General features: G+C 67.7%; 25 protein-coding genes. 13 read left to right on the forward strand and 12 right to left on the reverse strand.

The window, feature by feature from the left end:
• The first annotated feature begins 19 nt into the window (after window positions 1-19).
• Window positions 20-928 (forward strand): LysR family transcriptional regulator, encoded by a 909-nt coding sequence (locus tag HSX14_RS07560; RefSeq protein WP_173176361.1) that lies wholly within the window; start codon window positions 20-22, stop codon window positions 926-928.
• A gap of 237 nt (window positions 929-1,165) precedes the next feature.
• On the opposite strand, the gene HSX14_RS07565 is transcribed toward HSX14_RS07560, so the two are convergent.
• The 5 genes from HSX14_RS07565 to HSX14_RS07585 all read right to left on the reverse strand — a co-directional run bounded on the left by HSX14_RS07565 (window position 1,166) and on the right by HSX14_RS07585 (window position 6,054).
• On the reverse strand, window positions 1,166-1,867 hold the full coding sequence (locus HSX14_RS07565; protein ID WP_043242782.1) for an ABC transporter ATP-binding protein: 702 nt from the start codon (window positions 1,865-1,867) through the stop codon (window positions 1,166-1,168).
• 3 nt (window positions 1,868-1,870) lie between these two features.
• Entirely contained in the window at window positions 1,871-2,638 is a 768-nt protein-coding gene (livG, locus tag HSX14_RS07570) for a high-affinity branched-chain amino acid ABC transporter ATP-binding protein LivG (protein ID WP_173176363.1), read from the reverse strand.
• The gene (locus tag HSX14_RS07575; protein WP_173176365.1) at window positions 2,638-3,897 is read right to left on the reverse strand and encodes a high-affinity branched-chain amino acid ABC transporter permease LivM; all 1,260 of its coding nucleotides are present in this window, start codon (window positions 3,895-3,897) and stop codon (window positions 2,638-2,640) included. The genes livG and HSX14_RS07575 overlap by 1 nt, the downstream gene beginning before the upstream one ends.
• Entirely contained in the window at window positions 3,894-4,817 is a 924-nt protein-coding gene (gene livH / locus HSX14_RS07580) for a high-affinity branched-chain amino acid ABC transporter permease LivH (protein WP_111260597.1), read from the reverse strand. Before livH ends, HSX14_RS07575 begins: the two co-directional genes overlap by 4 nt.
• A 115-nt stretch (window positions 4,818-4,932) precedes the next feature.
• Entirely contained in the window at window positions 4,933-6,054 is a 1,122-nt protein-coding gene (locus HSX14_RS07585; protein WP_173176367.1) for a branched-chain amino acid ABC transporter substrate-binding protein, read from the reverse strand.
• A 302-nt stretch (window positions 6,055-6,356) separates the two neighbouring features.
• Between HSX14_RS07585 and HSX14_RS07590 the strand changes: the two genes are divergently transcribed.
• From HSX14_RS07590 to HSX14_RS07610, 5 genes are all read left to right on the forward strand, one after another.
• Window positions 6,357-6,674: a DUF2288 domain-containing protein gene (locus HSX14_RS07590; RefSeq protein ID WP_111260598.1), complete on the forward strand. Its 318-nt coding sequence runs from the start codon at window positions 6,357-6,359 to the stop codon at window positions 6,672-6,674.
• Between the two features lie 5 nt (window positions 6,675-6,679).
• Window positions 6,680-7,120 (forward strand): DUF5064 family protein, encoded by a 441-nt coding sequence (locus tag HSX14_RS07595; protein ID WP_228723554.1) that lies wholly within the window; start codon window positions 6,680-6,682, stop codon window positions 7,118-7,120.
• 134 nt (window positions 7,121-7,254) lie between these two features.
• Window positions 7,255-8,139, forward strand: coding sequence for an NAD(P)-dependent oxidoreductase (locus HSX14_RS07600; RefSeq protein WP_173176369.1), 885 nt, complete (start codon window positions 7,255-7,257; stop codon window positions 8,137-8,139).
• Window positions 8,136-8,915: a hydroxypyruvate isomerase family protein gene (locus HSX14_RS07605; protein ID WP_173176372.1), complete on the forward strand. Its 780-nt coding sequence runs from the start codon at window positions 8,136-8,138 to the stop codon at window positions 8,913-8,915. The genes HSX14_RS07600 and HSX14_RS07605 overlap by 4 nt, the downstream gene beginning before the upstream one ends.
• 208 nt (window positions 8,916-9,123) lie before the next feature.
• Window positions 9,124-10,464 carry a spinster family MFS transporter gene (locus HSX14_RS07610; protein ID WP_173176548.1) on the forward strand — a complete coding sequence of 447 codons (1,341 nt, stop codon included), beginning with the start codon at window positions 9,124-9,126 and terminating at the stop codon, window positions 10,462-10,464.
• A gap of 141 nt (window positions 10,465-10,605) precedes the next feature.
• On the opposite strand, the gene rapA is transcribed toward HSX14_RS07610, so the two are convergent.
• Window positions 10,606-13,455 (reverse strand): RNA polymerase-associated protein RapA, encoded by a 2,850-nt coding sequence (gene rapA, locus HSX14_RS07615; RefSeq protein ID WP_173176374.1) that lies wholly within the window; start codon window positions 13,453-13,455, stop codon window positions 10,606-10,608.
• Between the two features lie 156 nt (window positions 13,456-13,611).
• On the opposite strand from rapA, the gene HSX14_RS07620 reads away from it, so the two are divergent.
• The 4 genes from HSX14_RS07620 (at window position 13,612) to ccoM (ending at window position 14,975) form a co-directional block, all read left to right on the forward strand.
• The gene (locus tag HSX14_RS07620; protein WP_173176376.1) at window positions 13,612-13,908 is read left to right on the forward strand and encodes an aspartate-semialdehyde dehydrogenase; all 297 of its coding nucleotides are present in this window, start codon (window positions 13,612-13,614) and stop codon (window positions 13,906-13,908) included.
• 41 nt (window positions 13,909-13,949) lie between these two features.
• Complete coding sequence (locus HSX14_RS07625) at window positions 13,950-14,546, forward strand: alpha-ketoglutarate-dependent dioxygenase AlkB family protein (protein WP_173176378.1); 597 nt, start codon at window positions 13,950-13,952, stop codon at window positions 14,544-14,546.
• Entirely contained in the window at window positions 14,543-14,698 is a 156-nt protein-coding gene (locus HSX14_RS07630) for a hypothetical protein (protein WP_021219249.1), read from the forward strand. Before HSX14_RS07625 ends, HSX14_RS07630 begins: the two co-directional genes overlap by 4 nt.
• 160 nt (window positions 14,699-14,858) lie before the next feature.
• Window positions 14,859-14,975 carry a cytochrome c oxidase subunit CcoM gene (gene ccoM / locus HSX14_RS31465; protein ID WP_276574430.1) on the forward strand — a complete coding sequence of 39 codons (117 nt, stop codon included), beginning with the start codon at window positions 14,859-14,861 and terminating at the stop codon, window positions 14,973-14,975.
• Between the two features lie 180 nt (window positions 14,976-15,155).
• Here ccoM and HSX14_RS07635 read toward each other — a convergent pair whose 3' ends face one another.
• Genes HSX14_RS07635 through HSX14_RS07650 form a run of 4 tightly spaced genes read right to left on the reverse strand, consistent with a single transcriptional unit; the run spans window position 15,156 to window position 18,772 of the window.
• Window positions 15,156-16,241 carry an ABC transporter permease gene (locus tag HSX14_RS07635; RefSeq protein ID WP_173176380.1) on the reverse strand — a complete coding sequence of 362 codons (1,086 nt, stop codon included), beginning with the start codon at window positions 16,239-16,241 and terminating at the stop codon, window positions 15,156-15,158.
• On the reverse strand, window positions 16,238-17,185 hold the full coding sequence (locus HSX14_RS07640; RefSeq protein WP_173176383.1) for an ABC transporter ATP-binding protein: 948 nt from the start codon (window positions 17,183-17,185) through the stop codon (window positions 16,238-16,240). The genes HSX14_RS07635 and HSX14_RS07640 overlap by 4 nt, the downstream gene beginning before the upstream one ends.
• Window positions 17,178-18,140 (reverse strand): HlyD family secretion protein, encoded by a 963-nt coding sequence (locus HSX14_RS07645; protein WP_173176385.1) that lies wholly within the window; start codon window positions 18,138-18,140, stop codon window positions 17,178-17,180. The genes HSX14_RS07640 and HSX14_RS07645 overlap by 8 nt, the downstream gene beginning before the upstream one ends.
• Window positions 18,137-18,772 carry a TetR/AcrR family transcriptional regulator gene (locus HSX14_RS07650; protein WP_173176387.1) on the reverse strand — a complete coding sequence of 212 codons (636 nt, stop codon included), beginning with the start codon at window positions 18,770-18,772 and terminating at the stop codon, window positions 18,137-18,139. The genes HSX14_RS07645 and HSX14_RS07650 overlap by 4 nt, the downstream gene beginning before the upstream one ends.
• A gap of 178 nt (window positions 18,773-18,950) precedes the next feature.
• Between HSX14_RS07650 and HSX14_RS07655 the strand changes: the two genes are divergently transcribed.
• Genes HSX14_RS07655 through HSX14_RS07665 form a run of 3 tightly spaced genes read left to right on the forward strand, consistent with a single transcriptional unit; the run spans window position 18,951 to window position 22,016 of the window.
• Window positions 18,951-20,939: an FUSC family protein gene (locus HSX14_RS07655; RefSeq protein ID WP_173176389.1), complete on the forward strand. Its 1,989-nt coding sequence runs from the start codon at window positions 18,951-18,953 to the stop codon at window positions 20,937-20,939.
• A complete protein-coding gene (locus HSX14_RS07660; RefSeq protein ID WP_173176391.1) occupies window positions 20,926-21,132 on the forward strand; it encodes a DUF1656 domain-containing protein in 207 nt (68 codons plus the stop codon). The genes HSX14_RS07655 and HSX14_RS07660 overlap by 14 nt, the downstream gene beginning before the upstream one ends.
• An 11-nt stretch (window positions 21,133-21,143) precedes the next feature.
• Window positions 21,144-22,016 (forward strand): efflux RND transporter periplasmic adaptor subunit, encoded by an 873-nt coding sequence (locus tag HSX14_RS07665; protein ID WP_173176393.1) that lies wholly within the window; start codon window positions 21,144-21,146, stop codon window positions 22,014-22,016.
• A 66-nt stretch (window positions 22,017-22,082) separates the two neighbouring features.
• Here the strand turns inward: HSX14_RS07665 and HSX14_RS07670 are convergent, their stop codons facing one another.
• Window positions 22,083-22,553, reverse strand: a complete 471-nt coding sequence (locus HSX14_RS07670) for a MaoC family dehydratase (protein ID WP_021219258.1) — start codon at window positions 22,551-22,553, stop codon at window positions 22,083-22,085.
• Entirely contained in the window at window positions 22,550-23,506 is a 957-nt protein-coding gene (locus HSX14_RS07675; RefSeq protein ID WP_173176395.1) for an alpha/beta hydrolase, read from the reverse strand. Before HSX14_RS07675 ends, HSX14_RS07670 begins: the two co-directional genes overlap by 4 nt.
• Between the last annotated feature and the right edge of the window lie 138 nt (window positions 23,507-23,644).

Here is a 23,644-nt window from a genome sequence, read left to right on the forward strand (position 1 = left end):
AAACAGTGAGGGGCTCTTCATGAGCGAGATGGAGGATCTGGCGGCCTTCGCCGTGCTGCTGGAGGTGGGCAGTTTCACCGGCGCCGCCGAGCGCCTGGGTTGCAGCAAGGGGCAGCTGTCCAAGCGTATCCGTCAGCTGGAAGCGGGGCTCGGCGCCACCCTGCTGCACCGCACCACGCGACGGTTGGACCTGACCGCCGCCGGCGCCGCGCTGCTGCCCGAGGCCCAGGCGCTGCTGGCCCAGGCCAACCGGGCACGCCAGGCGGTGCAGCGTTTGCAGGAGGAGATCGCCGGGCGGGTGCGCATCACCGTGCCGGTGTCCCTGGGCGAGACCTTCTTCGATGCGCTGCTGCTGGAGTTCACCCGCCGCCATCCCGAGGTGCGGGTGGAGCTGGACCTGAGCAACAGCTACCGCGACCTGGTGGCCGAAGGCTACGACCTGGGCGTGCGTTCCGGTCCGCACCTGGACGAGCGCCTGGTGGCGCGGCCGCTGTTCTCCCTGGAGGAGATCACCTGCGCCGCGCCCGCGTACCTGGCCCGCCACGGCGAGCCGAAAGCGCCGGCGGAACTGGGCGGGCACCAGTGCCTGCTCAACACCCACTATGCCGGCTACGAGGAGTGGCTCTACCACCGCCAGCACCAGCTGGAGCGGGTGAAGGTGGCGGGCAACCTCGCGAGCAATCACTACAGCCTGCTGAAGAAGGCGGCGCTGTCCGGGGCCGGCATCGCCCGGCTGCCGTCCTACATGCTGCACGACGAGCTGGCCGATGGGCGCCTGGTGTGGCTGCTGCGCGGCTACCAGACGCGGCAGTCACCGGTGTTCCTCGTGCATCCCTACCAGGGCGGCCTGCCACGCCGCACCCAGGTGCTGCTGGAGTACCTGCTGGACTGGTTCGAGCGCAGCCGCCAGGCGCTGGATAGGCTGTAGGGCTCCTGCCCAGCCTGGGGAGGGGCGCGCCTTGTGGGAGCGGTTTCAACCGCGAAAGGGTTTGCACGATGAGTTCGTAGGTTGGGCTGAGGCACGAAGCCCAACGCAGCGGGGCCGGGCAGCGTGCTGTCGGGCCTCGCTGCGCTCGGCGCCAACCTGCGGTATGGCTCCCGGCCTTTGTTTCCGGCACCAACGAAAACGGCCCCGAAAGGGGCCGTTGTCGGAGTGCCGCGGGGATCAGCCGCCGAGGTAGGCGTCACGCACCTTGGGATCGGTGAGCAGTGCTTCACCGGTGCCCTGCATGACGATCCGCCCGTTCTCCAGCACGTAGCCGCGATCCGCCAGCTTGAGCGCCTGGTTGGCGTTCTGCTCGACGAGGAACACGGTCACGCCATCACGGCGCAGCTGTTCGATGATGTCGAAGATCTGCTGGATGATGATCGGCGCCAGGCCCAGGGACGGCTCGTCGAGCAGCAGCAGTTGCGGCTTGCTCATCAGCGCGCGGCCGATGGCGAGCATCTGCTGCTCACCGCCGGACATGGTGCCGGCGCGCTGTTCGAAGCGTTCCTTGAGGCGCGGGAAGAGGCCGAGGATCTTGTCCATCTGCTCGTCGTAATCACCCTTGGGCGTGAAGAAACCGCCCATGGCCAGGTTCTCCTCGACCGTCAGGCGGGCGAACACGCGGCGGCCTTCCGGCACCACCGCGATGCTCTTGCGCATGATGTCGCTGGATTCCTGGCCGACCAGTTCCTCGCCCAGGTAGCGGATGCTGCCGCTGGCCGCGCGTGGCGAGCCGCAGAGGGTCATCAGCAGGGTCGACTTGCCGGCGCCGTTGGCGCCGATCAGGGTGACGATCTCGCCACGGCTGACTTCCATGCTGACCTCGTGCAGCGCCTGGACCTTGCCGTAGAAGGTGGAAACCTTGTCGAAACTCAGCATGGCTCAGGCCTCCCCCAGATAGGCTTTGATCACATCCGGGTTGCTGCGGATCTGCTCCGGCGTACCGTCGGCCAGGGGCGTGCCCTGGTTGATCACGTAGATATGGTCGGAAATGCTCATGACCAGATGCATGTCGTGCTCGATCAGCAGCACGGTGACGTTGTACTCGTTGCGCAGCAGGGCGATCAGGGCCTTGAGGTCCTCGGTCTCGCGCGGGTTGAGGCCGGCGGCCGGCTCGTCGAGCATGAGGATGCGCGGGCGCGTCATCATGCAGCGGGCGATCTCCAGGCGACGCTGCTGGCCGTAGGCGAGGGTGCCCGCCGGGCGGTTGGCGACGTCGGTCAGGTTGACCTGCTCCAGCCAGTGCGCGGCGTAGTCCATGGCCTCGCGCTCGCTCTTGCGGAAGCCCGGGGTCTTGAACAGGCCGGACAGGAAATTGGTGTTGAGGTGACGATGCTGGGCGACCAGCAGGTTCTCGACAGCGGTCATTTCCTTGAACAGGCGGACGTTCTGGAAGGTACGCACCACGCCCTTGCGGGCGATCTTGTGGCCCGGCAGGCCTTCGATCGGCTCACCGTCGAGGCGGATGCTGCCGCCGGTGGGCTGGTAGAAGCCGGTCAGGCAGTTGAACACGGTGGTCTTGCCGGCGCCGTTCGGGCCGATCATCGAGACCACCTGCTTTTCTTGGACGGACAGTGCCACGCCGTTGACGGCCAGGAGGCCGCCGAAACGCATGGAGAGGCCGCTTACTTCGAGAATCGGGCGGCTCATCACTTCAGCTCCAGGTGGGGACGTTGCATGGGCAGCAGGCCCTGCGGACGCCAGATCATCATCAGCACCATCAGGGCGCCGAACATCAGCATGCGGTACTCGTTGAATTCACGGGCGAGTTCCGGCAGCAGGATCATCACCACCGCAGCGAGGATGATCCCCAGCTGCGAACCCATGCCACCCAGCACGACGATGGCGAGGATGATCGCCGACTCGATGAAGGTGAAGGATTCGGGGGTCACCAGGCCCTGGCGGGCGGCGAAGAAGCTGCCGGCGAAACCGGCGAAGCAGGCGCCCAGGGTGAATGCGGAGAGCTTGATGATGGTGGGGTTCATGCCCAGCGCGCGGCAGGCGATCTCGTCTTCGCGCAGCGCTTCCCAGGCACGGCCGATGGGCATGCGCAGCAGGCGGTTGATCACGAACAGCGTCAGCAGCACCAGCAGCAGGGCGATCAGGTAGAGGAACACCACCTTGTTCACCGAGTTGTAGGCGATGCCGAAGTACTCGTGGAAGGTCTGCATGCCTTCGGCCGCACGACGCTCGAAGGAAAGGCCGAACAGGCTCGGCTTCTCGATGTTGCTGATGCCGTTGGGGCCGCCGGTGATCTCGGTGAGGTTGCGCAGCAGGATGCGGATGATCTCGCCGAAGCCGAGGGTCACGATGGCCAGGTAGTCACCGCGCAGGCGCAGCACCGGGAAGCCCAGCAGGAAGCCGAACAGCGCGGCCATCATGCCGGCGATCGGCAGGCACACCCAGAAGCCCAGGCCGTAGTAGTGCGACAGCAGCGCATAGCTGTAGGCGCCCACGGCGTAGAAGCCGACATAGCCCAGGTCCAGCAGGCCGGCGAGGCCGACCACGATGTTCAGGCCGAGGCCGAGCATCACGTAGATCAGGATCAGGGTGGCGATGTCCACCGCACCGCGCGAGCCGAAGAACGGCCAGGCGAGGGCGACCACCACCAGGCCGAGGATGATCCAGCGCTGGGTGGAGGGCAGGGTGAGGAAGTTGCTCGCCTTGCTGGAGAGCTTCGGCAGCTTCGGCGCGCTGTCCCAGGCGCCCATCAGGCGGGTGCGGAACAGTTGCCAGAAGAACATGGCGATGGCGCAACCGGCGATGGTCCAGAGCACGGCGGGGCTGGCGCCCTGCACCTGCAGGCTGATGCCCACGGTGCTGAGCTTCAGGCCCATCACCGGGTAGGCGACGGCCAGGACCAGCAGCGCGCTGAAGAACGCGGTCTTGAGGGATTTCTGGCTGATCATACTTTTTCGACCTCCGGACGACCGAGGATGCCGGTGGGTCGGAACAGCAGCACCAGGACCAGCAGGCTGAAGGCCACGACGTCCTTGTACTGGTCACCGAAGATGTCGGCGCCGAAGGCTTCGGCCACGCCGAGGACCAGGCCGCCGAGCATGGCGCCCGGGATGCTGCCGATGCCGCCGAGTACCGCGGCGGTGAAGGCCTTGATGCCGGCGAGGAAGCCCAGGTGCGGGTTGATCACGCCGTATTGCATGCCCAGCAGCACCGCGGCGACGGCGGCCAGGGTGGCGCCGATGACGAAGGTGAGGGCGATGATGTTGTTGGTGTTGATCCCCAGCAGGTTGGCCATGCGGATGTCTTCCGCGCAGGCGCGGCAGGCGCGTCCGAGGCGCGAGCGGGAGATGAACAGGGTGAGGCCCATCATCACCAGGAAGGTGACGACGAAGATCAGCACCTGCATGTACGAGATGGTCACCCCGTTCATGGTGCTTTCGCCGAACACGAAGTTCCCCGGGATCAGGTTGGGAATCGCCTTGTCCTTGGAATCCTGCGCGAGCAGGACCTCGTTCTGCAGGAATATCGACATGCCGATGGCGGAGATCAGCGGGATCAGGCGGTTGCTGCCGCGCAGCGGCCGGTAGGCGACCCGTTCGATGCTGTAGCCGTAGGCACTGGCGACGATGATGCTCGCGGAGAAGGCCGCGATCATGACGATGGGCAGACTGTCGATACCGAACATGGTGAGTCCGGCGATTACGATGAAGGCCACGTACGAGCCAATCATGTAAACCTCGCCATGGGCGAAGTTGATCATGCCGATGATGCCGTAGACCATGGTGTAGCCGATGGCGATCAGGGCATAGGTGCTGCCAACGGTCAGGCCGTTAACCAGCTGTTGCAGGTAGTGATAGAGATCAGGCATTCCCCAACTCCTCGGGCATCACGTAAAGCGGCGCTTGTGGCGCAGCGGAGCCCGCAAATCTCGGATAAACAAAGCCCACTGCTCTCGCAGTGGGCTCTGGGCTAAGGCGGGAAGCTTATTTGGCTTCGGTTTTGGTGCCGTCCTTGTGCCATTCGTAAACCACGAAGCTGAAGTCCTTCAGATCGCCCTTCTCGTCGAAGGAGAGGTTGCCGGTGGGGGTGGCGAAGCTGTTGGCGCGCAGGGCTGCGGCCACTTTGGCGGTGTCGTCCTCGCCGGCTTTCTTGATGCCTTCGGCAATCACTTGCACGGCGGCGTAGGCCGGGAATACGAACGGGCCGGTGGGGTCTTCGTTCTTGGCCTTGAAGGCGTCGACCAGGGCCTGGTTCTTCGGATCCTGGTCGAAGGACTTCGGCAGGGTGACCAGCAGGCCTTCGGAGGCCGGGCCGGCGATGGCCGAGATTTCCTTGTTGCCCACGCCTTCCGGACCCATGAAGCGGGCCTTCAGGCCTTTTTCAGCCGACTGGCGCAGCAGCAGGCCGAGTTCCGGGTGGTAGCCGCCGTAGTAGACGAAGTCGACGTTGGCCTGCTTCAGCTTGGCGATCAGGGCGGAGAAGTCCTTGTCGCCGGCGTTGATGCCTTCGAACAGGGCGACCTTGCTGCCCTTGGCTTCCAGGGTCTGCTTCACGGCAGTGGCGATGCCTTCGCCGTACTGCTGCTTGTCGTGGATGACGGCGACGGTCTTCGGCTTGATGTGGTCAGCGATAAAGTTGCCGGCGGTCGGGCCTTGCAGGCTGTCCAGGCCGATGGTGCGGAACACCAGCTGGTAGCCACGGGAGGTGATTTCCGGGCTGGTGGACGCCGCGGTGATCATCAGGATGCCTTCGTCCTCATAGATGTCGGACGCGGGCTGGGTGGAGCTGGAGCACAGGTGGCCGACGACGTACTTCACGCCATCGTTGACGATCTTGTTGGCTACGGCGACCGCTTGTTTCGGGTCGCAGGCGTCGTCGTACACCACGCCTTCCAGTTGAGCGCCGTTTACGCCGCCAGCCTTGTTGATCTGCTCGATCGCCATCTTGGCGCCGATGAATTGCATCTCACCGTACTGGGCGACAGCACCCGTTACCGGGCCGGCCAGGGCGATCTTGATGGTGTCGGCGGCTACGGAGTAGCTGGCAACACCGGCGAGGGCCATGGCGGCGAACAGTTTGGAAATCTGCTTGGTAGCCTTGTTCATAGTGCTCCACTCTTATGTTTTTCGTTGTTTTTGTCCTGATTGCCTACAGGACAGGGTCCTTTTTCCACCCCGCCATATCCCGCGGCAACTGTACCGGTACAGTGTAGAGTGCCGATTTGCGGCTTGAAAAGCCGACACATGGGGGGTGAATGTTCCTATGTCGCTTAATCACAACAAACGTATAGAAAAACGGCGTGCCCCGATTGGAGCAGGAAGCGTCTGGCTGGACTTGTGAACAAGATGGCAGGCGTTGGTTATCATTGCCCGCCCTGCAACCGTTACTTTCCCACTCAGAGCAAGCCATGAACGATTCCTCAAGCACCCTCTATGCCAAGCTGCTTGGCGAGACCGCCGCCATCACCTGGGAGGAGCTGCAGCCCTTCTTCGCACGGGGCGCGCTGCTCTGGGTCGAGGGCGCCGAGGACCTCGTCGGCGTGGCCCTGGCCGTCGCCGAGGACGACAAGCCCAAGGTCGCCGAGCTGCTGGGCCGTGGTGCGCTGAGCAAGGTCGAGGAGACCCGCGCGCAGGACCTGCTGGCGCGCGATCCCAAGCTCTGGGCCGTGGTGGTCGCCCCCTGGGTGCTGATCCAGGAGCGCGACGAGGCGCCGACCCGGCACTGATCGACGTGGGACCTGCGGCACTCCTGCCTGTCCAGGCGGCTGCGACCGACGCCAGCCATCCCCTCGGGAGTGCCTCCAGTTTCAAGCCCGGTCATCTGCATCGCGGCGACCTCCCTGGTCTGTCCGGCCAGCGCGGATTCACCCCCGATCTCCATTGCCAGGTCCACCATGACGAGCAGGCGGGCACGCCGTTGCAGTTCCGCCTGCTGGGTGAGGTCGACGGGGAGCGTTTCGAGGAGACGTTCGCGTTGCACCGCGACACCGCCTGCACCTTCGCCAGCGTCCTGTCGCGCATCGCCGCGGAGCACGGCCTGCCTCCGGAGAGCGGCCCCATCCTGCGTGAGCACGCGGCGTTCGGGTCGATGTTCGAGGACCTCCGTGGGCGATTACAGGTCGGGCCGGGCGAGCCGGTGGACCTCGACCCCCCGCTCAAGGACGGGCGTTGAGCATTTCGGTGCCCTGATGTGGGGCGTGGTGTTACCGGCTGCTCGATGATGGTGCGCGATCCGGCCTTCCCGCAGGCGTGCACAGGCTGACCGTTGGGTTTAGATTGGGCACCCGTTTTCCGGAGCTCACCTGCATGACTCTTCCCAGCATCGCCTTCGCCGGCATCGGCCTGATGGGCCTGCCGATGACCCGTCGCCTGCTCGCCGCCGGCTACCCGCTGTCGGTGTGGAACCGCAGCGCCGACAAATGTGCCCCCCTCGAAGCCTTGTGCGCACGCCGTGTGGACAGCCCCGCCGCGCTCTGTGCGCAGGCCGATATCGTCATGCTCTGCCTGGCCGATACGGCCGTGGTGCGCGAGGTGGTCTTCGGCCCGGGCGGCATCGTCGAAGGCGCGCGGCCCGGGCAGTTGCTGGTGGATTTCTCCAGCCTGGAACCGGCAGCCACCCGCGAGATGGCGGCCGAGCTCGAGCGCCGTACCGGCATGCGCTGGGTGGACGCACCGGTTTCCGGCGGCACGCCGGGGGCCGAGGCCGGCACCCTGGCGATCATGGCGGGCGGTCGCGAGGAGGATGTCGAGCGCGTGCGCCCGATACTGGCCCATCTCGGCCAGCGCCTGACCCGCATGGGCGAGGTCGGTGCCGGCCAGGTGACCAAGGTGTGCAACCAGATGATCGTCGCGTGCAACGCCCTGGTGATCGCCGAGGTGGTGGCGCTGGCGGAAAGGTCCGGTGTCGATGCCAGCCTGCTGGCCCCGGCGCTCGCGGGTGGTTTCGCCGATTCCAGGCCGCTGCAGATCCTCGCGCCGCAGATGGCCGAGAGCCGCTTCGAGCCGATCAAGTGGCACGTGCGCACCCTGCTCAAGGACCTGGACACCGCCGTCAAACTGTCCCGCGAGGAGGGCAGCGCCACCCCCATGAGCGGCCTGGCCGCGCAACTGATGCGCCTGCACGGCAGCCAGGGCAACCTGGCGCGTGATCCGGCGACGCTGGTGGAGATGTACCGCGAGGAGCAGTCATGAGGATCGCCGCCAACCTCTCCATGCTGTTCACCGAGCTGCCGCTGATCGAGCGCATCGGCGCCGCCGCCGCTGCGGGCTTCGAAGCGGTGGAAATCCAGTTTCCCTACGAATTGCCGGCCGGCGAGCTCAAGGCCGCGCTGGACCAGGCCGGCCTGCCGCTGCTGCTGATCAACCTGCCCGCCGCCGACCTGCTGCAGGGCGGCCCGGGCCTGGCGGCGGTGCCGGCGCGCCAGGACGCGTTCGATGCCGCGCTGCGCCAGGCGTACGCCTATGCGGCGGTGGTCAACCCGCTGTTCGTCAACGTGCTGCCCGGCCGCCTGGGCGAGGGGCTGGACCGCGAGACCGCCCTGGCGACCCTGGTGGCGAACCTGCGCAAGGCCGCCGACACCTTCCACCCGCTGGGCATCCAGGTACTGGCCGAAGCCATCAACCCGATCGACATGCCGGGCTTCCTGATCCATACGCCGGAGCACCTGGATGAACTGCTGCGTGCCGTGGGCCGGCCGAACGTCGCCGCGCAGTTCGACCTGTACCACATGGCCCGCCAGGAGCTGGACGTGGTCGCCGGCATCCGCTTGCTGGCGGGGCGCATCGCCCATGTGCAGTTCGCCGATTGCCCCGGTCGGGCCGAGCCGGGCTCGGGCTCGATGGATTTCGCGCCCCTGCTCGATGCGCTGGAGGACAATGGCTACGCCGGCTGGCTGGCCGCCGAGTACCGGCCGGGCAAGCCGACCGAAGACAGCCTGGGCTGGCTGCCCGCATTCAAGGCGCGTTGAGGGCGCGAGGCGGCCGGACGGGCTTCACGCCCCGTTGGGGTGGTGCCCGTCCGGCGTCCATGATCGGCGGCAGTGTTGGATTGTCCTACATAACGCTTGCGAATGTTCGCAGACAGGGCACGGCCGCAGGGTCTAGATTGCGGCTTACAAGCCTGGCAGGCGGTTTGCCCGGCAGATAACAACAATCGAGACCGACCCCATGCAGCCTTTGCAGCCTTCCCCCCAGGCGGCGAACGCCTGGCGCGTTCTGTTCCTGCTGTTCCTTGCCAACCTGTTCAACTTCTTCGACCGCACCATCCCGGCCATCATCATCGAGCCGGTGCGCCACGAGTGGAGCCTGAGCGATTTCCAGCTCGGCTTGATCGGAACCGCCTTCACCCTCGTCTATGCCATCGCCGGCCTGCCGCTCGGGCGCATGGCCGACACCGGCTCGCGCAAGAAGATCATGGGCTGGGGGCTGGCGGTGTGGAGCGGGCTGACGGCGGTCAACGCCCTGGCGTGGAATTTCTGGAGCTTCCTGCTGATCCGCATGGGCGTGGGCATCGGTGAAGCCAGCTACGCGCCGGCCGCCAACTCGCTGATCGGTGACCTGTTCCCGGCCAACAAGCGCGCCCGCGCCATGGGCATCTTCATGCTCGGCCTGCCGCTGGGCCTGGTGCTGGCCTTCTTCACCATCGGCGCCATGGTCCAGGCCTTCGGCAGCTGGCGTGCGCCCTTCGTCATCGCCGCGATCCCGGGGCTGATCCTGGCGCTGTTCATGTTCTTCATCAAGGAACCGGCCCGGGGGGCCGCGGAGTCGGTCAAGGTCGACCTCTCGCCCGTGGACAAGCCGCTGCGGCGGGTCCTGGCGATCCGCACCTTCTGGTGGCTGACCCTGGCGGGCCTCACCTTCAACTTCGCCACCTACGCCTGCAACTCCTTCATGGTGCCGATGCTGCAACGCTACTTCCTGCTGCCGCTGCAGAGCGCGGCCGTGGCCACCGGGGTGATCTGCGGGGTCACCGGGCTGATCGGCCTGACCGTCGGCGGCTGGCTGGCCGACAAGGCCCACGAGAAATCCGAGCGCGGCCGCCTGCTGCTGGCCACCGGCAGCATGCTGGTCGCCACCCTCGCCACCGGTTTCGCGTTGTTCTCCGGGCGCATCGAGATCGGTCTGTTCGTCGGCGTGTTCAGCATCGGCTGGCTGTTCGCCTACACCTTCTATACCTGCGTCTACACCGCCATTCAGGACGTTATAGAGCCGCGCCTGCGGGCCACGGCGATGGCGCTGTTCTTCGCCGGCCTCTACCTGCTCGGCGGTGGCCTCGGCCCGGTGGTGGTGGGGCTGTTGTCCGACCACTTCGCCCACGCCGCGATGTACGCCGCCGGCGCCAGCGAGATGACCGAGCAGTTCAAGGCCATCGGGCTGCACGACGCCATGTACCTGATCCCCGTGGCCCTGGGCCTGACCATGCTGGCGCTGCTCCAGGCCGCCCGCTGCTTCGGCCGTGATGCCCGCAGCATGCGTGCGGGGATGGAAACGGGCAGCGTCAACGCGGTGCCGGCCTGAGGCCTGCACATCCTATGTGGCGGCAGCTTTCGTAGGATGGCGTAGAGCGAAGCGAAACCCATCGCACGGGCCTTCCCCCGGCTACAGCAGATAAAGAAAAAGCGCGCCGAGGCGCGCTTTTTCATTCATTGCACAAGCAGATCAACCCGCCACCAGCACGCGGATCGCCTCCAGGCGCAGGGCGGCTTTTTCCATCAGCGCCAGGCCGTCGTCACGCTGCTTGCGCAGGGCTTCGATCTCGCTGTCGCGAACGCTCGGGTTGACGGCCTTGAGGGCGGTCATGCGCGCCAGTTCCTCGTCCAGCTCGGCGCTCAGGCGCTTCACGGCATCGGCCACACGGGCTTCGTGACGCGGGCGGATCTTCGCTTCGGCGGCGTGGATCTGTGCCGAGAGCACGTCGCGCTGGGCCTGGACGAACTTGTTGGCGCTGCCGCGCGGCACGCTTTCCAGCTGGTCGTTGAGGGTGTCGAACGCCACCTTGCTGGCCAGGTCGTTGCCGTTGGCGTCGAGCAGGCAGCGCAGCGCCGCCGGCGGCAGGTAGCGGCCCAGCTGCAATGCACGCGGCGCCACCACTTCGCTGACGTAGAGCAGCTCGAGCAGCACGGTGCCGGGCTTGAGCGCCTTGTTCTTGATCAGCGCCACCGAGGTGTTGCCCATGGAGCCGGAGAGCACCAGGTCCATGCCGCCCTGCACCATGGGGTGTTCCCAGGTGAGGAACTGCATGTCCTCGCGGGACAGCGCCTGGTTGCGGTCGTAGGTGATGGTCACGCCTTCGTCGTCGCCCAGGGGGAAGCCGGCGTCGAGCATCTTCTCGCCCGGCTTGAGCACCAGGGCGTTCTCGGAGTGGTCCTCGCTGTCGATGCCGAAGGCGTCGAACAGGGCCTCCATATAGATGGGCAGGGCGAACTGGTCGTCCTGCTCGTGGATCGCCTCCACCAGCGCCTGGCCTTCGCCGGCACCGCCGGAGTTGAGCTCCAGCAGGCGGTCGCGGCCCGCATGCAGCTCGCCTTCCAGGCGCTTGCGCTCGGCTTCGGCCTCGTCCACCAGGGCCTGCCACTCGCCGTCGTCACCGCCGTCCAGCAGCGGCAGCAGGCGCGGGCCGAACTGGTGCTGCAGGGCGTTGCCGGTGGGGCAGGTGGCGAGGAAGGCGTTGAGTGCCTGGTTGTACCACTGGAACAGGCGCTCCTGCGGGCTGGTCTCCAGGTAGGGCACGTGCAGCTGGATGGTGTGCTTCTGGCCGATGCGGTCGAGGCGGCCGATGCGTTGCTCCAGCAGGTCCGGGTGGGCCGGCAGGTCGAACAGCACCAGGTGATGGGCGAACTGGAAGTTGCGGCCTTCGCTGCCGATCTCGGAACAGATCAGCACCTGGGCGCCGAATTCCTCGTCGGCGAAGTAGGCGGCGGCGCGGTCACGCTCGAGGATGCTCATGCCTTCGTGGAACACGGTGGCGGGGATGCCGGAACGCACGCGCAGGGCGTCTTCCAAGTCCAGGGCGGTCTCGGCGTGGGCACAGATCACCAGCACCTTGAACTTCTTGAGCATCTTCAGGGTGTCGATCAGCCATTCGACGCGCGGGTCGAAGCGCCACCAGCGCTCGGCCTCGTCACCGCTTTCCTGCTGCGCCTGGAAGCTGACTTCCGGGTACAGGTCGGGGTGTTCACCCACCGGCAGCTCCATGTATTCCACGGGGCTCGGCAGCGGGTAGGGGTGCAGGTTGCGCTCGGGGAAGCCCTGCACGGCGGCGCGGGTGTTGCGGAACAGCAGGCGACCGGTGCCGTGGCGGTCCAGCAGCTCGCGCACCAGGCGGGCGGCGGCCTCGCTGTCGCAATCGGAGACGGCGGCCAGCAGGGCTTCGCCTTCGGCGCCGAGGAAGCCGGAGATGGTGGCGTGCGCACCGGGTGACAGGCGGCCCTGGTCCAGCAGCTCCTGCACGGCCTCGGCGATGGGCTTGTAGTTGGCGCTTTCGGCGCGGAAGGCTTCCAGGTCATGGAAGCGCGCCGGGTCGAGCAGGCGCAGGCGGGCGAAGTGGCTGTCCTGGCCCAGCTGTTCCGGGGTGGCGGTGAGCAGCAGCACGCCGGGGATGACCTCGGCCAGTTGCTCGACCAGGCGGTATTCGTCGCTGGCCTGCTCCGGGTGCCAGACCAGGTGGTGGGCTTCGTCGACCACCAGCAGGTCCCAGCCGGCGGCGAAGGCGGCGTCCTGGGCCTTCTCGCTGTCCTTCAGCCATTCCAGGGAGACCAGCGCCAGCTGCGCGTCCTCGAAGGGGTTGCTGGCGTCGCTCTCGAGGAAGCGCTCGCCGTCGAACAGCGCGACCTGCAGGTTGAAGCGGCGGCGCATTTCCACCAGCCACTGGTGCTGGAGGTTCTCCGGTACCAGGATCAGCACGCGGTTGGCGCGGCCGGACAGCAGCTGGCGGTGGATCACCAGGCCCGCTTCGATGGTCTTGCCGAGGCCCACTTCGTCGGCCAGCAGGACGCGCGGGGCGATGCGGTCGGCCACTTCACGGGCGATGTGCAGCTGGTGGGCGATGGGTTGCGCGCGGGCGCCGCCGAGGCCCCAGAGCGGGGATTGCAGCAGGCGGCTCTGGTGCTCCAGGGTGTGGTAGCGCAGGCCGAACCAGTTCATCGGGTCGATCTGGCCGGCGAACAGGCGATCGCTGGCGAGGCGGAACTGGATGAAGTTGGAGAGCTGGGTCTCCGGCAGGGTCCGTTCTTCGTGCTGCGCCGTGAGGCCGTGGTAGATCAGCAGGCCGTCGATGTCGTCGACTTCCTGGACGGTGAGCTTCCAGCCGTCGAAGTGGGTGATCTCGTCACCCGGGGCGAAGCGGACGCGGGTCAGGGGCGCATTGCGCAGGGCGTACTGGCGGGTTTCGCCCGTGGCCGGGTAGAGCACTGTGAGCAGGCGTCCATCCGATGCCAGGATGGTCCCGAGCCCCAGTTCCGCTTCGCTGTCACTGATCCAGCGTTGCCCCGGTTGGTACTGCTGCGCCATGCGTCTCTCCCACCATGCAAAAAAGCCGGCAAGTTTAACGGAACGCGGTGCCAAGAGCGACGGGACTTGCGCTCCATATGTCTGTTGCAGTGTAGCGAGCGGCGTTAAAGTAGTGATACGCCCTGCCGACAGTCTGATCAGAGGAGGGCCGAAACCATGTTGCCGCCGATACCCCATAGCCTGGTTCCCGTGACATCCCAGCAGGACGTGATCAAGCCGCGTCCTGACATCCCGCCTGTCACGCCGGCGAAGGAAGGCTCCGAGGAAAGCGCCATCGGCCTGGACCGGCGCCACCCGCAGGAGGCCGAGGAGATGCTCCGCGAGGAGCAGCGCCGCCGCCAGCGCCGGGGCTACACGGCCGAGGAGCTGGCCGAGGGCGATGTGAAACAGGCCGACGAAGAGGTGATCGAGCAGCTCCCGCGCCAGGGGCTGTGGGTGGATGTCGAAGTCTGAGGCGCGCATGATTCCCACCCAGCCCCTTTCCGGTTGACCCCGTGGACCTGTTCGACGACATCCCCCTCGACCTGCCCGACGCCCAGCTGCGTTTCGAACCCCATTGGCTATCCGTCGAAGAAGCCGACGACTGGTTCGCCCGCCTGGTCGCCGAAACCCCCTGGGAACAACCCAGTGTCCATCTGCACGGCCGTGACTACCCGGTGCCCAGGCTGCTGGCCTGGTACGGCGATGCCGAGGCCAGCTACCGCTACTCCGGCCTGGTGCACCGCCCGCTGCCCTGGACGCCGCTGCTGGCCGAGATTCGTGCCCGTGTGCAGGAAGCGGTCGGCCAGCCGCTCAACGGCGCGCTGCTCAACTATTACCGCGACGGCCAGGATTCCATGGGCTGGCACAGCGACGACGAGGCAGAGCTCGGGCGCGATCCGCTCATCGCTTCGTTGAACCTCGGCGGAACCCGGCGTTTCGATCTGCGTCGCAAGGGGAGTGGGCGCATCGGGCATTCGTTGCAGCTCGGGCACGGGGCGCTGCTGGTCATGAGCGGTCCGACACAGCATCATTGGCAACACCAGGTGGCGAAGACGCGCACGCCCTGCGATCCTCGCCTGAATCTCACCTTCCGCTGGATCCGTTCATGAGCAATGACGAGAAACTGGTCGACTTCGGCGCCGAGCGTGACAAACGCATCCATGATCTGCACGAGAAACGCCTCAACGACGTGCGCAACGCCTTCGAGCAGGCCATGCCCCTGGGCAAATCGAAAAAGCCCCGCAAGCCGAAAAAGCGCTGAATCCCTCCGCTGCACCCCCACTTAAATTGACCTGGATCAGTTCCCCGACGGCCTCGCCGGCGGGGCCCTGCGCCCATTGATCCAGATCAATTTCCCCTGCCAGGCGCGGGTCTACCTTTGACCCATCGAAACAAACAACGCCAACGCAGGAGGCAGCCAAATGTTCATCGATGTAGTGGTTCTCGCCGGTATCGGGACCGTAGGTCTGATGGTCGCCTTCTTCGCAGGCGTCGGATATTTCATCTGGAAGGACTCGCACAAGCGCGACAAGGCTTGAGTCCACCAGGTTCACAGGCACGCAAGGCACCTCGGGCGACTTCGGTCGCCCTTTTTTTCGTCCGCGATTCTTGCCCCGCCGAGCTCCACACCTTCACGTAGGGCGGGTGAAACCCGGGAACGCCCAGGCTCCGGGATGTGGAGTCTCACCCGACCCACGGCACTTCATGGTCCATCGCCATCAGTCCAGCCGCTTGTGCACCCGCGATACGGCGACGCCGAGCATCACCGCCGTGAACACCAGCAGCGCGACCATCTCCAGCCACAGCTCTGCCAGCGTGGCGCTGCGCAGCATGATGCCGCGCGCCAGGCGCAGGAAGTGGGTGAGCGGCAGCACCTCGGCTATCCACTGGGCGATGCGCGGCATGCCGGCGAAGGGGAACATGAACCCCGACAGCAGGATCTGCGGCAGGAAGGTGAAGAAGGCCATCTGCATCGCCTGGAACTGGCTCTGCGCCAGGGTGGAGATGAACACGCCCAGGGTCAGGCTGGCGAAGATGAACAGCAGCGCCGCCGCGTAGAGCTCCAGCAGCGAGCCGCGCACCGGCACCTCGAACAGCAGCAGGCCGACGATGAGGATCACCGTCACCTGCACCAGGCCGATGCCGACGAAGGGCAGCACCTTGCCGATGGTCAGCTCCCAGGGCGAGACGGGCGTGGTGATCAGCATCTCCATGTTGCCGCGCTCGCGCTCGCGCACCAGGGCGATGGCGGTGAACAGCACCATGGTCATGGTCAGGATCACCCCGATCAGCCCCGGCACCGTGTTCAGCGGTGCCAGTCGCTCGGGGTTGTAGAAGTTCACCACCGCCATCGCCTGGCGGTTGTTCCAGCCCTCCAGCGGGAAGCCCGCCAACTGGCGGGCCGAGGCCTGCACCACCTGGTCGGAGCCGTCCACCACCAGTTGCAGCGGCGGGCGCGCTGGGTCCTGGCGTTGCACCCGGGCCTCGAAATCGCGGGGGATCACCAGCGCCGCGCTGATGCGCCCGGCGCGCAGCAGCCGGTCGATCTCCTGGGGGCTGCCCAGGTGGTAGCGGAAGTTCACCACCTGGCTGGAGCCGATCTCCGCCACCGCCTCGCGGGAGCGCGCCGTGTCCGCCTGGTCCAGCACCGCGGCGTCGAGGCCGCGCACATCCATGTTGATGGCGTAGCCGAACAGCACCAGCTGCATGATGGGAATGCCGACGATCATGGCGAAGGTCAGGCGGTCGCGGCGCAACTGGCGCAGCTCCTTGAGGACGATGGCGCCCAGGCGGTGCAGGTTCATCGGGCAGCCTCCGCCTTCTGCAACGGCTGGTGGGTGACGGTGACGAAGACGTCCTCCAGGTTCGGCTCGGTCTCCTTCACCTCGGCCTGCACACCCTGCCCGGCCAGGCGTCGGGCGATGCGCTCGCGGGCGTTGGCCTCGGCGCTGAGCACCCGCAGCGAGGCGCCGATCTGCGCCATGGCGATCACCTCGTCGGCCCCCTGCAGCGCCCGTTGCGCCTGGCGCGGCTGGGCGCATTCGATCAGCAGCGGGTGGCCGGGCAGGGCGCCCATCAGCTCGGCCGGGCTGCCGTCGGCCACCAGCCGGCCGGCGTCGAGGATGCCCAGGCGCGTGCAGCGCTCGGCCTCGTCCATGTAGTGGGTGGAGACCAGCAGGGTGGTGCCGGCCTCGGCCAGCTCGAACAGCGAGTTCCAGAATTCCCGGCGCGACTGCGGGTCCACCGCGCTGGTGGGTTCGTCGAGCAGCAGCAGGTCGGGCTTGTGCAGGACCGCCCCGGCCAGGGCCAGGCGCTGCTTCTGCCCGCCGCTGAGGGTGCCGGCGAGCTGCTTGCGGCGGTCCGCCAGCCAGTAGCGTTCCAGCAACTCCTCGATGCGGCGGCGGCTCTCGGGGCGCGAGAGCCCCTGCACGGCGGCGAGGAATTCCAGGTTCTCGCCGATGGTCAGGTCCTCGTAGAGGGAGAACTTCTGCGTCATGTAGCCGATGCGTCGCTTCAGCGCCTCGGCGTCGCGGGGGATCTGGCAGCCGAGCACCTCGATCTCCCCCTCGCTGGGCAGCAGCAGGCCGCAGAGCATGCGGATGGTGGTGGACTTGCCGCAGCCGTTGGGGCCGAGGAAGCCGAACACCTCGGCGCGGTTCACCTCGAGGTTCAGCCCGTCCACCGCCGCCAGCTGGCCGAAGCGCTTGGTGAGGCCGCGCGCGCGGATCACCGCTTCGCCGTCATTCATCGCCCGGGCGTTCCGCATGCAGCGGCAGGCCGGCCGGCAGGCGCGCGGCGGCCTCGCCCTCCAGCACCAGTTCGGCGCGGTACACCAGGCGGCTGGCGTCGCTGCCGGTCAGGGCGTAGTAGGGGGTGAAGCTGGCCTCGCTGGCAATGCTGCGCACCCGCCCGGTGAAGAGGCCCTCGACCCCTTCGACGCCCACCTGCAGGCGGTCGCCGATGGCGATGCGCGAACGCACTGGGGCCGGGATGAACAGCCGCGCATAAGGCGTCTCGCCCACCAGCAGGCTGACCACTTCGGCGTTGGCCGGCGGCTGGTCGCCGGGGCGGAAGGGCAGGGCGTCGACCCGGCCGGCGCGGGGCGCGCGCACGCTCAGGTGCTCGCGGTCCACCTGCAGCCGGGCCAGCGCGGCGCGGGCGGCCTGCAGCTCGGCGGCGGCCTGGGCCAGTTGTTCCGGGCGGGTGCCATTGGTGAGTTCGCGCAACTGGGCATCGGCGTTCTTCACCGCGGCGTCGGCCTGGTCACGGCTGGCACGGGCGCGATCGCGCTCGGCGATGGCCACCTGGCCCCGCGCATAGAGAGCGGCGATGCGCTGGTAGTTGCGCCCGGCCTCGGTGGCATCGGCGCGGTTGCGCACCAGGGTGGCGCGGGCGGCGTCGATGCTTTCCCGGCGTGCGCCGTTGCTCAGCTCCTCCAGGCGCGCCTCGGCCTGGGCCACCTGGCCGCGCGCCTGGTCGAGGCGCGCGTCGAGGCGGCGCGGGTCCAGCTCCACGAGCACCTGCCCGGCCTGCACCGCGTCGCCTTCGGCCACCTTCCAGTCGAGGATGGTTTCCGAGGCTTCGGCGGGCACGCCGATGCGGTCCCATTCCAGGGTGCCCAGCAGGGGCTCGCTGTCGCGGCGGTCGCAACCGCCCAGCAGGGCCAGGCAGAGGAGGCCGGGAATGAAGGTGCGGGCGGTCATGGCGATACCTCCAGGCCGCGTTCGAGCAGGGCCAGGGTGTGGTTGACGAGGGCGTCGTTGCCGATCTCCGGGTTGGCGAAGATGCCGCGCCAGAGCGGCGCTGCGGCGTGGGGCAGCATGGTCAGGCCGATCAGCGAGACCACCAGCAGGCGCGGGTCGAGATCCGGGTTGAGGGCGCCACGGGCCTGGGCCGCAGCGAAGCGCTGGGCCAGCAGCATCGGAATCAGCGGGGCGATGCGCTGGGGCAGCAGTTCACGCAGCACGCCGCCCTCGCAGAGGATCTCGCGCACCCACAGCGGCGGTATCCAGGGCTGTTCGGCCACCGTTTCGCTGATGCCGCGCACGAACAGGCGCACCAGTTCCAGGGGCTCGTCGCCGGCCTTCTGCAGGCGCGCGGCCAGGTTGCGGACCAACGGCAGGAAGCGCTCTTCCACCACCGCATCCACCAGGCGCTGCTTGTTGCCGAAGTAGTAATTGACCATCGCCGGCGTCACCCCGGTGCTCTGGGCGATGCCGCGCAGGCTGCTGGCCTTGATGCCCTGCTGGGCGAAGGCTTCGCAGGCGGTGTCGAGCAGGCGTTCGCGTTGCTGGGCTTCGCCGGCAGGGCGGCCGGGTGCGCGGGGCGTGGTCATGCGGCAGGTCCTGGAGGGGGGATGGAAATTATTTAAATACGCATTTAATTAATTTTCAAACGGCGCTTCGATAATCCGCTGGACGGCATTTAGATAGCTTGCTAATAATTGTTTCCGTTGAACTCATGGCCGGCCGAAGCGGCCTATCCTTCTGGCAATTCCCCTCAAGGTCCTGTGCGTGCGCGATTCCCTGCGGGCGTTCCTCGCCCCCGACATCCCGGCTCTCCAGTTCGCCATCAAGACCCTCCTGGGCGGTGGCCTGGCGCTCTGGTGCGCGCTGCGCTTCGGCCTGGAGCAGCCGCAATGGGCGCTGATGACGGCCTTCATCGTCGCCCAGCCGCTGTCCGGAATGGTGGTGCAGAAGGGCCTGGCACGGCTGCTCGGGACCCTGGTCGGCACCGTCATGGCCGTGGTGGCGATGGCCCTGTTCGCGCAGGCGCCCTGGCTGTTCATCCTCGCGCTGGCCACCTGGCTGGGCCTGTGTACCGCGGCCTCGACCATGCTGCGCAGCGCCTGGTCCTACTCCTTCGTGCTGGCCGGCTACACGGTGGCGATCATCGGCCTGCCGGCCATCGCCCACCCGCTGACCGTTTTCGACCAGGCGGTGGCGCGCTGCACCGAGATCTGCCTCGGCATCATCTGCGCCACCGCCGTCAGCGCGCTGGTCTGGCCGCAGCGGGTGGAGCGCCAGCTGGCGCGCCAGGCCGGCGATGCCTGGAGCGCCGGCATCGCCGCCGCGCGTTCGGCGTTGCGCGGCGAGCCCCATGAACGCCAGGGCCTGCTCGGGGTGCTGGGGCGCATCGTCGCCGTGGACGCCCAGCGCGAGCACGCCTGGTTCGAAGGCAACCGTGGCCGCCAGCGCGCCGCCGCCCTGCGGGTGCTCAGCCGCGAGCTGCTCAGCCTGCTGCGCCTGGCCCGGGGCGTGGCCCGGCAGTGGCGGCAACTGTCGGCGGGCGAGGCCGAGCGCCTGGCGCCCTGGATGGACGAGGTGCTGCAACGCCTGGCCGAGCCCGATGACGCCGCCTGCGAAGCCCTCGGCCAGCGCCTGCTGGACGCTGCCGAAGCCGACGACCTGGTGCCCGTGCAGCAGTATTGCCTGGGCCGCCTGGCGGTGATGCTGCGGCAGATGCTCGCCGCGGCCGAAGCCCTGCGTGCGGTGGAGCGCGGCGAGGCGCCGGAAGATGCCGGCGCGCCGCTGTCCTGGCACCGCGACCTGCCCACCGCGTTGCTCTATGGCCTGCGCAGCAGCGTCGCCTTCGTCGGCCTGGCGTCGTTCTGGCTGGCCACCGCCTGGACTTCCTCGGTGGGCGCGCTGACCCTCACTTGCGTGGTCTGCAGCCTGTTCGCCAGCCGCGAGAACGCCGAGCAGATCGGCCTGATGTTCCTGCGCGGCATCCTCTACGCGCTGCCGGTGGCCTTCTTCATCGGCCAGGTGGTGCTGCCGCAGATGAGCGGCTTCCCGCTGCTCTGCATGGCCCTCGGCGTACCGCTGTTCTTCGGCACCCTGGGCATGGCCAAGCCGGCACTGGGGGCGACGTCCACCTCCTTCTGCCTGCACTTCATCGTGCTTTGCGCACCGCAGAACACCATGCACTTCGACGTGGCGCTGTTCCTCAACGAGGCCATGGCCATCCTCCTCGGCGTGGGCTTCGCGGTGCTGGTGTTCCGCGTCATCGTGCTGACCAACCCCGGCTGGCACGGGCGGCGCCTGCTCAAGGCCACCTTCCATGACCTGGGCCGCCTCACCCACCGTGCACTGGCGGGTGCCGAGAACTGGTTCGGCGGGCGCATGGCCGACCGCCTGCTGCAGCTGGCGCGGCACTACCCGGCGCTGCCCAGCCAGTCGCGCAACCGCTGGGACGACGGCATCACCAGCCTCGACATCGGCGACGAACTGCTGCACCTGCGCCGTTGCCTGGCCGCCGGCGAGCGCTCGGTCGAGGCCTGCGAGGCGCGCTTCCTGCGCAGCATCGAGCCGCTGCTGGAGCGCGGGCCGGCGGCGTCGCTGGCGGGTGCGATGGACGAACCCTCGGAACAACTGATCCGCGCCCTGCGCGAGGCCGGCACCAGCATCGACCGGCGCCTGGCCCAGGCGGCCCTGCTGCAGCTGCGGCAGAGCTGGCGCCAATGGTGTGAACAACAGGAGGCGAGCCATGGGCTTGCGTGAATGGTCCCTGGGCGGCGTGCTGCTCAGCCCCTTTCTGATGTATGCGCTGGCGGCGCTGCTGGCGACGGGCGTGCTGCGCCTGGCCCTGCAGCGTGTCGGCATGGCGCGCTGGATCTGGCACGAAGCGCTGTTCGACTGTGCCCTGTATGTCTGTGTCCTGTCGTTGCTGGTCGCCTGGTTCGGGCACTGGTGAAGGAGAAACCCATGCGTTCCACCCTGCGTATCGTCATCACCCTGGCCCTGGTCGCCGCCGCCATCGTCGGTGGCTGGAGCCTCTGGCAGCACTACATGCTCTCGCCCTGGACGCGCGACGCGCGCATCCGTGCCGACGTGGTGGTGATCTCGCCGGACATCTCCGGCTGGGTCGTCGACCTCAAGGTCCACGACAACCAGCAGGTGAAGGCCGGCGACCTGCTGCTGAGCGTCGACCGCGAGCGCTACCTGGCGGCCCTGGAGAAGGCTCGCGCGGTGGCCGAGACGCGCCAGCAGCAGCTGCGCCTGCGCGAGCACGAGGCTTCTCGCCGCGCCCACCTGGGGCCGCAGGCGATCAGCGCCGAGCTGAAGGAGAACGCGCAGATCACCGCCGACATCGCCCGGGGCGAATATCGCCAGGCCCAGGCGGACGTGAAGGTCGCCGAGCTCAACCTGGCCCGCAGCGAGGTGCGCGCGCCGCGCAGCGGACAGATCACCAACCTGCGCCTGGCCCAGGGCAACTACGCCAACGCCGGGCAGCCGGTGATGGCGCTGGTGGATGACGCCTCCTTTTATGTGCAGGCCTATTTCGAGGAGACCAAGCTGCCGGGCATCCACGTCGGCGCGCCGGTGAAGATCTGGCTGATGAGCGCCGGTCGCCCCTTGACCGGCTCGGTGGAAAGCATCAGCCGCGGCATCACCGACCGCAACGCCAGCCCCGACGGCCAGTTGCTGGCCAACGTCGAGCCCACCTTCAACTGGGTGCGCCTGGCCCAGCGCATCCCGGTGCGGATCAAGCTCGATCAAGTGCCGGACGACATCCAGCTCAGCGCGGGGATGACCGCCAGCGTCACGGTCGGGGATCAGCCGCAGGCGCAGGACTAGCCGGAAGCTCCCCCGGAACGAAAAAGCCCGGCGATTGCCGGGCTTCTTTCATCCTGCCTGCGGGGTTCAGCCGATGGTGATCGGCGGCAGCTCCGGCAGCTCGATGGCCAGGGACTGCTTGGGCGCCAGGACCTCGGCCTCGCCGTCCACCACCTGCTCGGCGTTCTGGTTGAACACGCGGGTGGCGATGCGCACGCGGTTCTTCGGCAGCTTCTCGAGGATTTCCAGCTCCACGGTCAGGGCGTCGCCGAGCTTCACCGGGCGGGTGAACTTCAGCTGCTGGCCGAGGTAGATGGTGCCCGGTCCGGGCAGTTCGCAGGCGATGGCCGCGCTGATCAGGGCGCCGCTGAACATGCCGTGGGCGATGCGCTCCTTGAAGATCGTGCCGGCCGCGTACTCGGCATCCAGGTGCACCGGGTTGCGGTCGCCGGAGAGGGCGGCGAACAGCTGGATGTCACGTTCTTCGACGGTCTTGGCGTAGCTGGCCTTCTGGCCGACTTCGAGGGCGTCGTAGGTGAAGTTGGTTACCTGGGTCATGGGGTCTCCTTGTTCGGTTGGCAGTAGCGACTGTGGGCAAGGGCATGCTCCAGCCAGTCGAGCAGGTGGGCGGTCACCTCGTCACGGTTGGTCTCGTTGAGCAGCTCGTGGCGGGCATCGGGGTAGATCTTCAGTTGCACGTCCTTCACCCCGGCCTCGCCCAGGGCGCGGGCGAGGTCGTCCAGGCGGCGACCGTCGCTGACCGGGTCGCGCGCGCCGCCGATCACCAGCAACGGCAGGTCGGGGTCGATCTGCGCCAGGTTCTTCACCGGGGTGATGGTCTGAAGCCCGCCGAGCAGGTCGAGCCACAACTGGTTGGTGCAGCGGAAGCCGCACAGCGGGTCGTTGACGTACTTGTCCACTTCGTCCGGGTCGCGGCTGAGCCAGTCGAAGGGCGTGCGGTTGGGCTTGAAGGCCTTGTTGAAGGAACCGAAGGAGAGGAACTCGATCAGCGCGCTCCGGCCGTTCGGGCCCTGGCGCCAGCGCTCCAGCCGCGCCACCACGGCGGCGGCGCGGTAGAGCCCCACCGGCTGGTAGTTGGAGCCGGAAAGGATCGCGCCCTGCAGGCTGCAGCTGTGCTGCATCAGGTAGGCCTGGCCGATGTAGCTGCCCATGCTGTGGCCGAGCAGGACGATCGGCACCTGCGGATGCTGCTGGCGGATGTGGTGGTTGAGGCTGGCCAGGTCGCCGACCACCTTGTTCCAGCCGTCGTGCTCGGCGTACAGGCCGAGGATGCCGTGCTGGGCGGTGCGGCCGTGGCCGCGCTGGTCGTGCACGTAGAGCTCCAGGCCCGCCGCCACCAGGGCCTGGCCCAGGCGCGCGTAGCGGCCACCGTGCTCGGCCATGCCGTGGGCGACCATCACCACGGCCCTTGGCGGGGCATCGCCGCTCCAGCGGTTGACGTGCAGCGAGGCGCCATCGCTGGCGGTGAGCCAGAAAGCATCGTGGGGCATGGCCAATCCTTGTGGCGTTGGGGTGTCGACGCATTGTGCACGGGCGGCCTGGCGGCGCAAAGCTCGGCACGTGGCTGACCGATCGGTTCCCTGCGGGACCGCCCGGGCAGCGGGTGGCCAGGGTGCCGCGGGCCGCTC

The organism is Pseudomonas tohonis, assembly GCF_012767755.2.
In the GTDB taxonomy this organism is placed as follows: Bacteria; Pseudomonadota; Gammaproteobacteria; order Pseudomonadales; family Pseudomonadaceae; genus Metapseudomonas; species Metapseudomonas tohonis.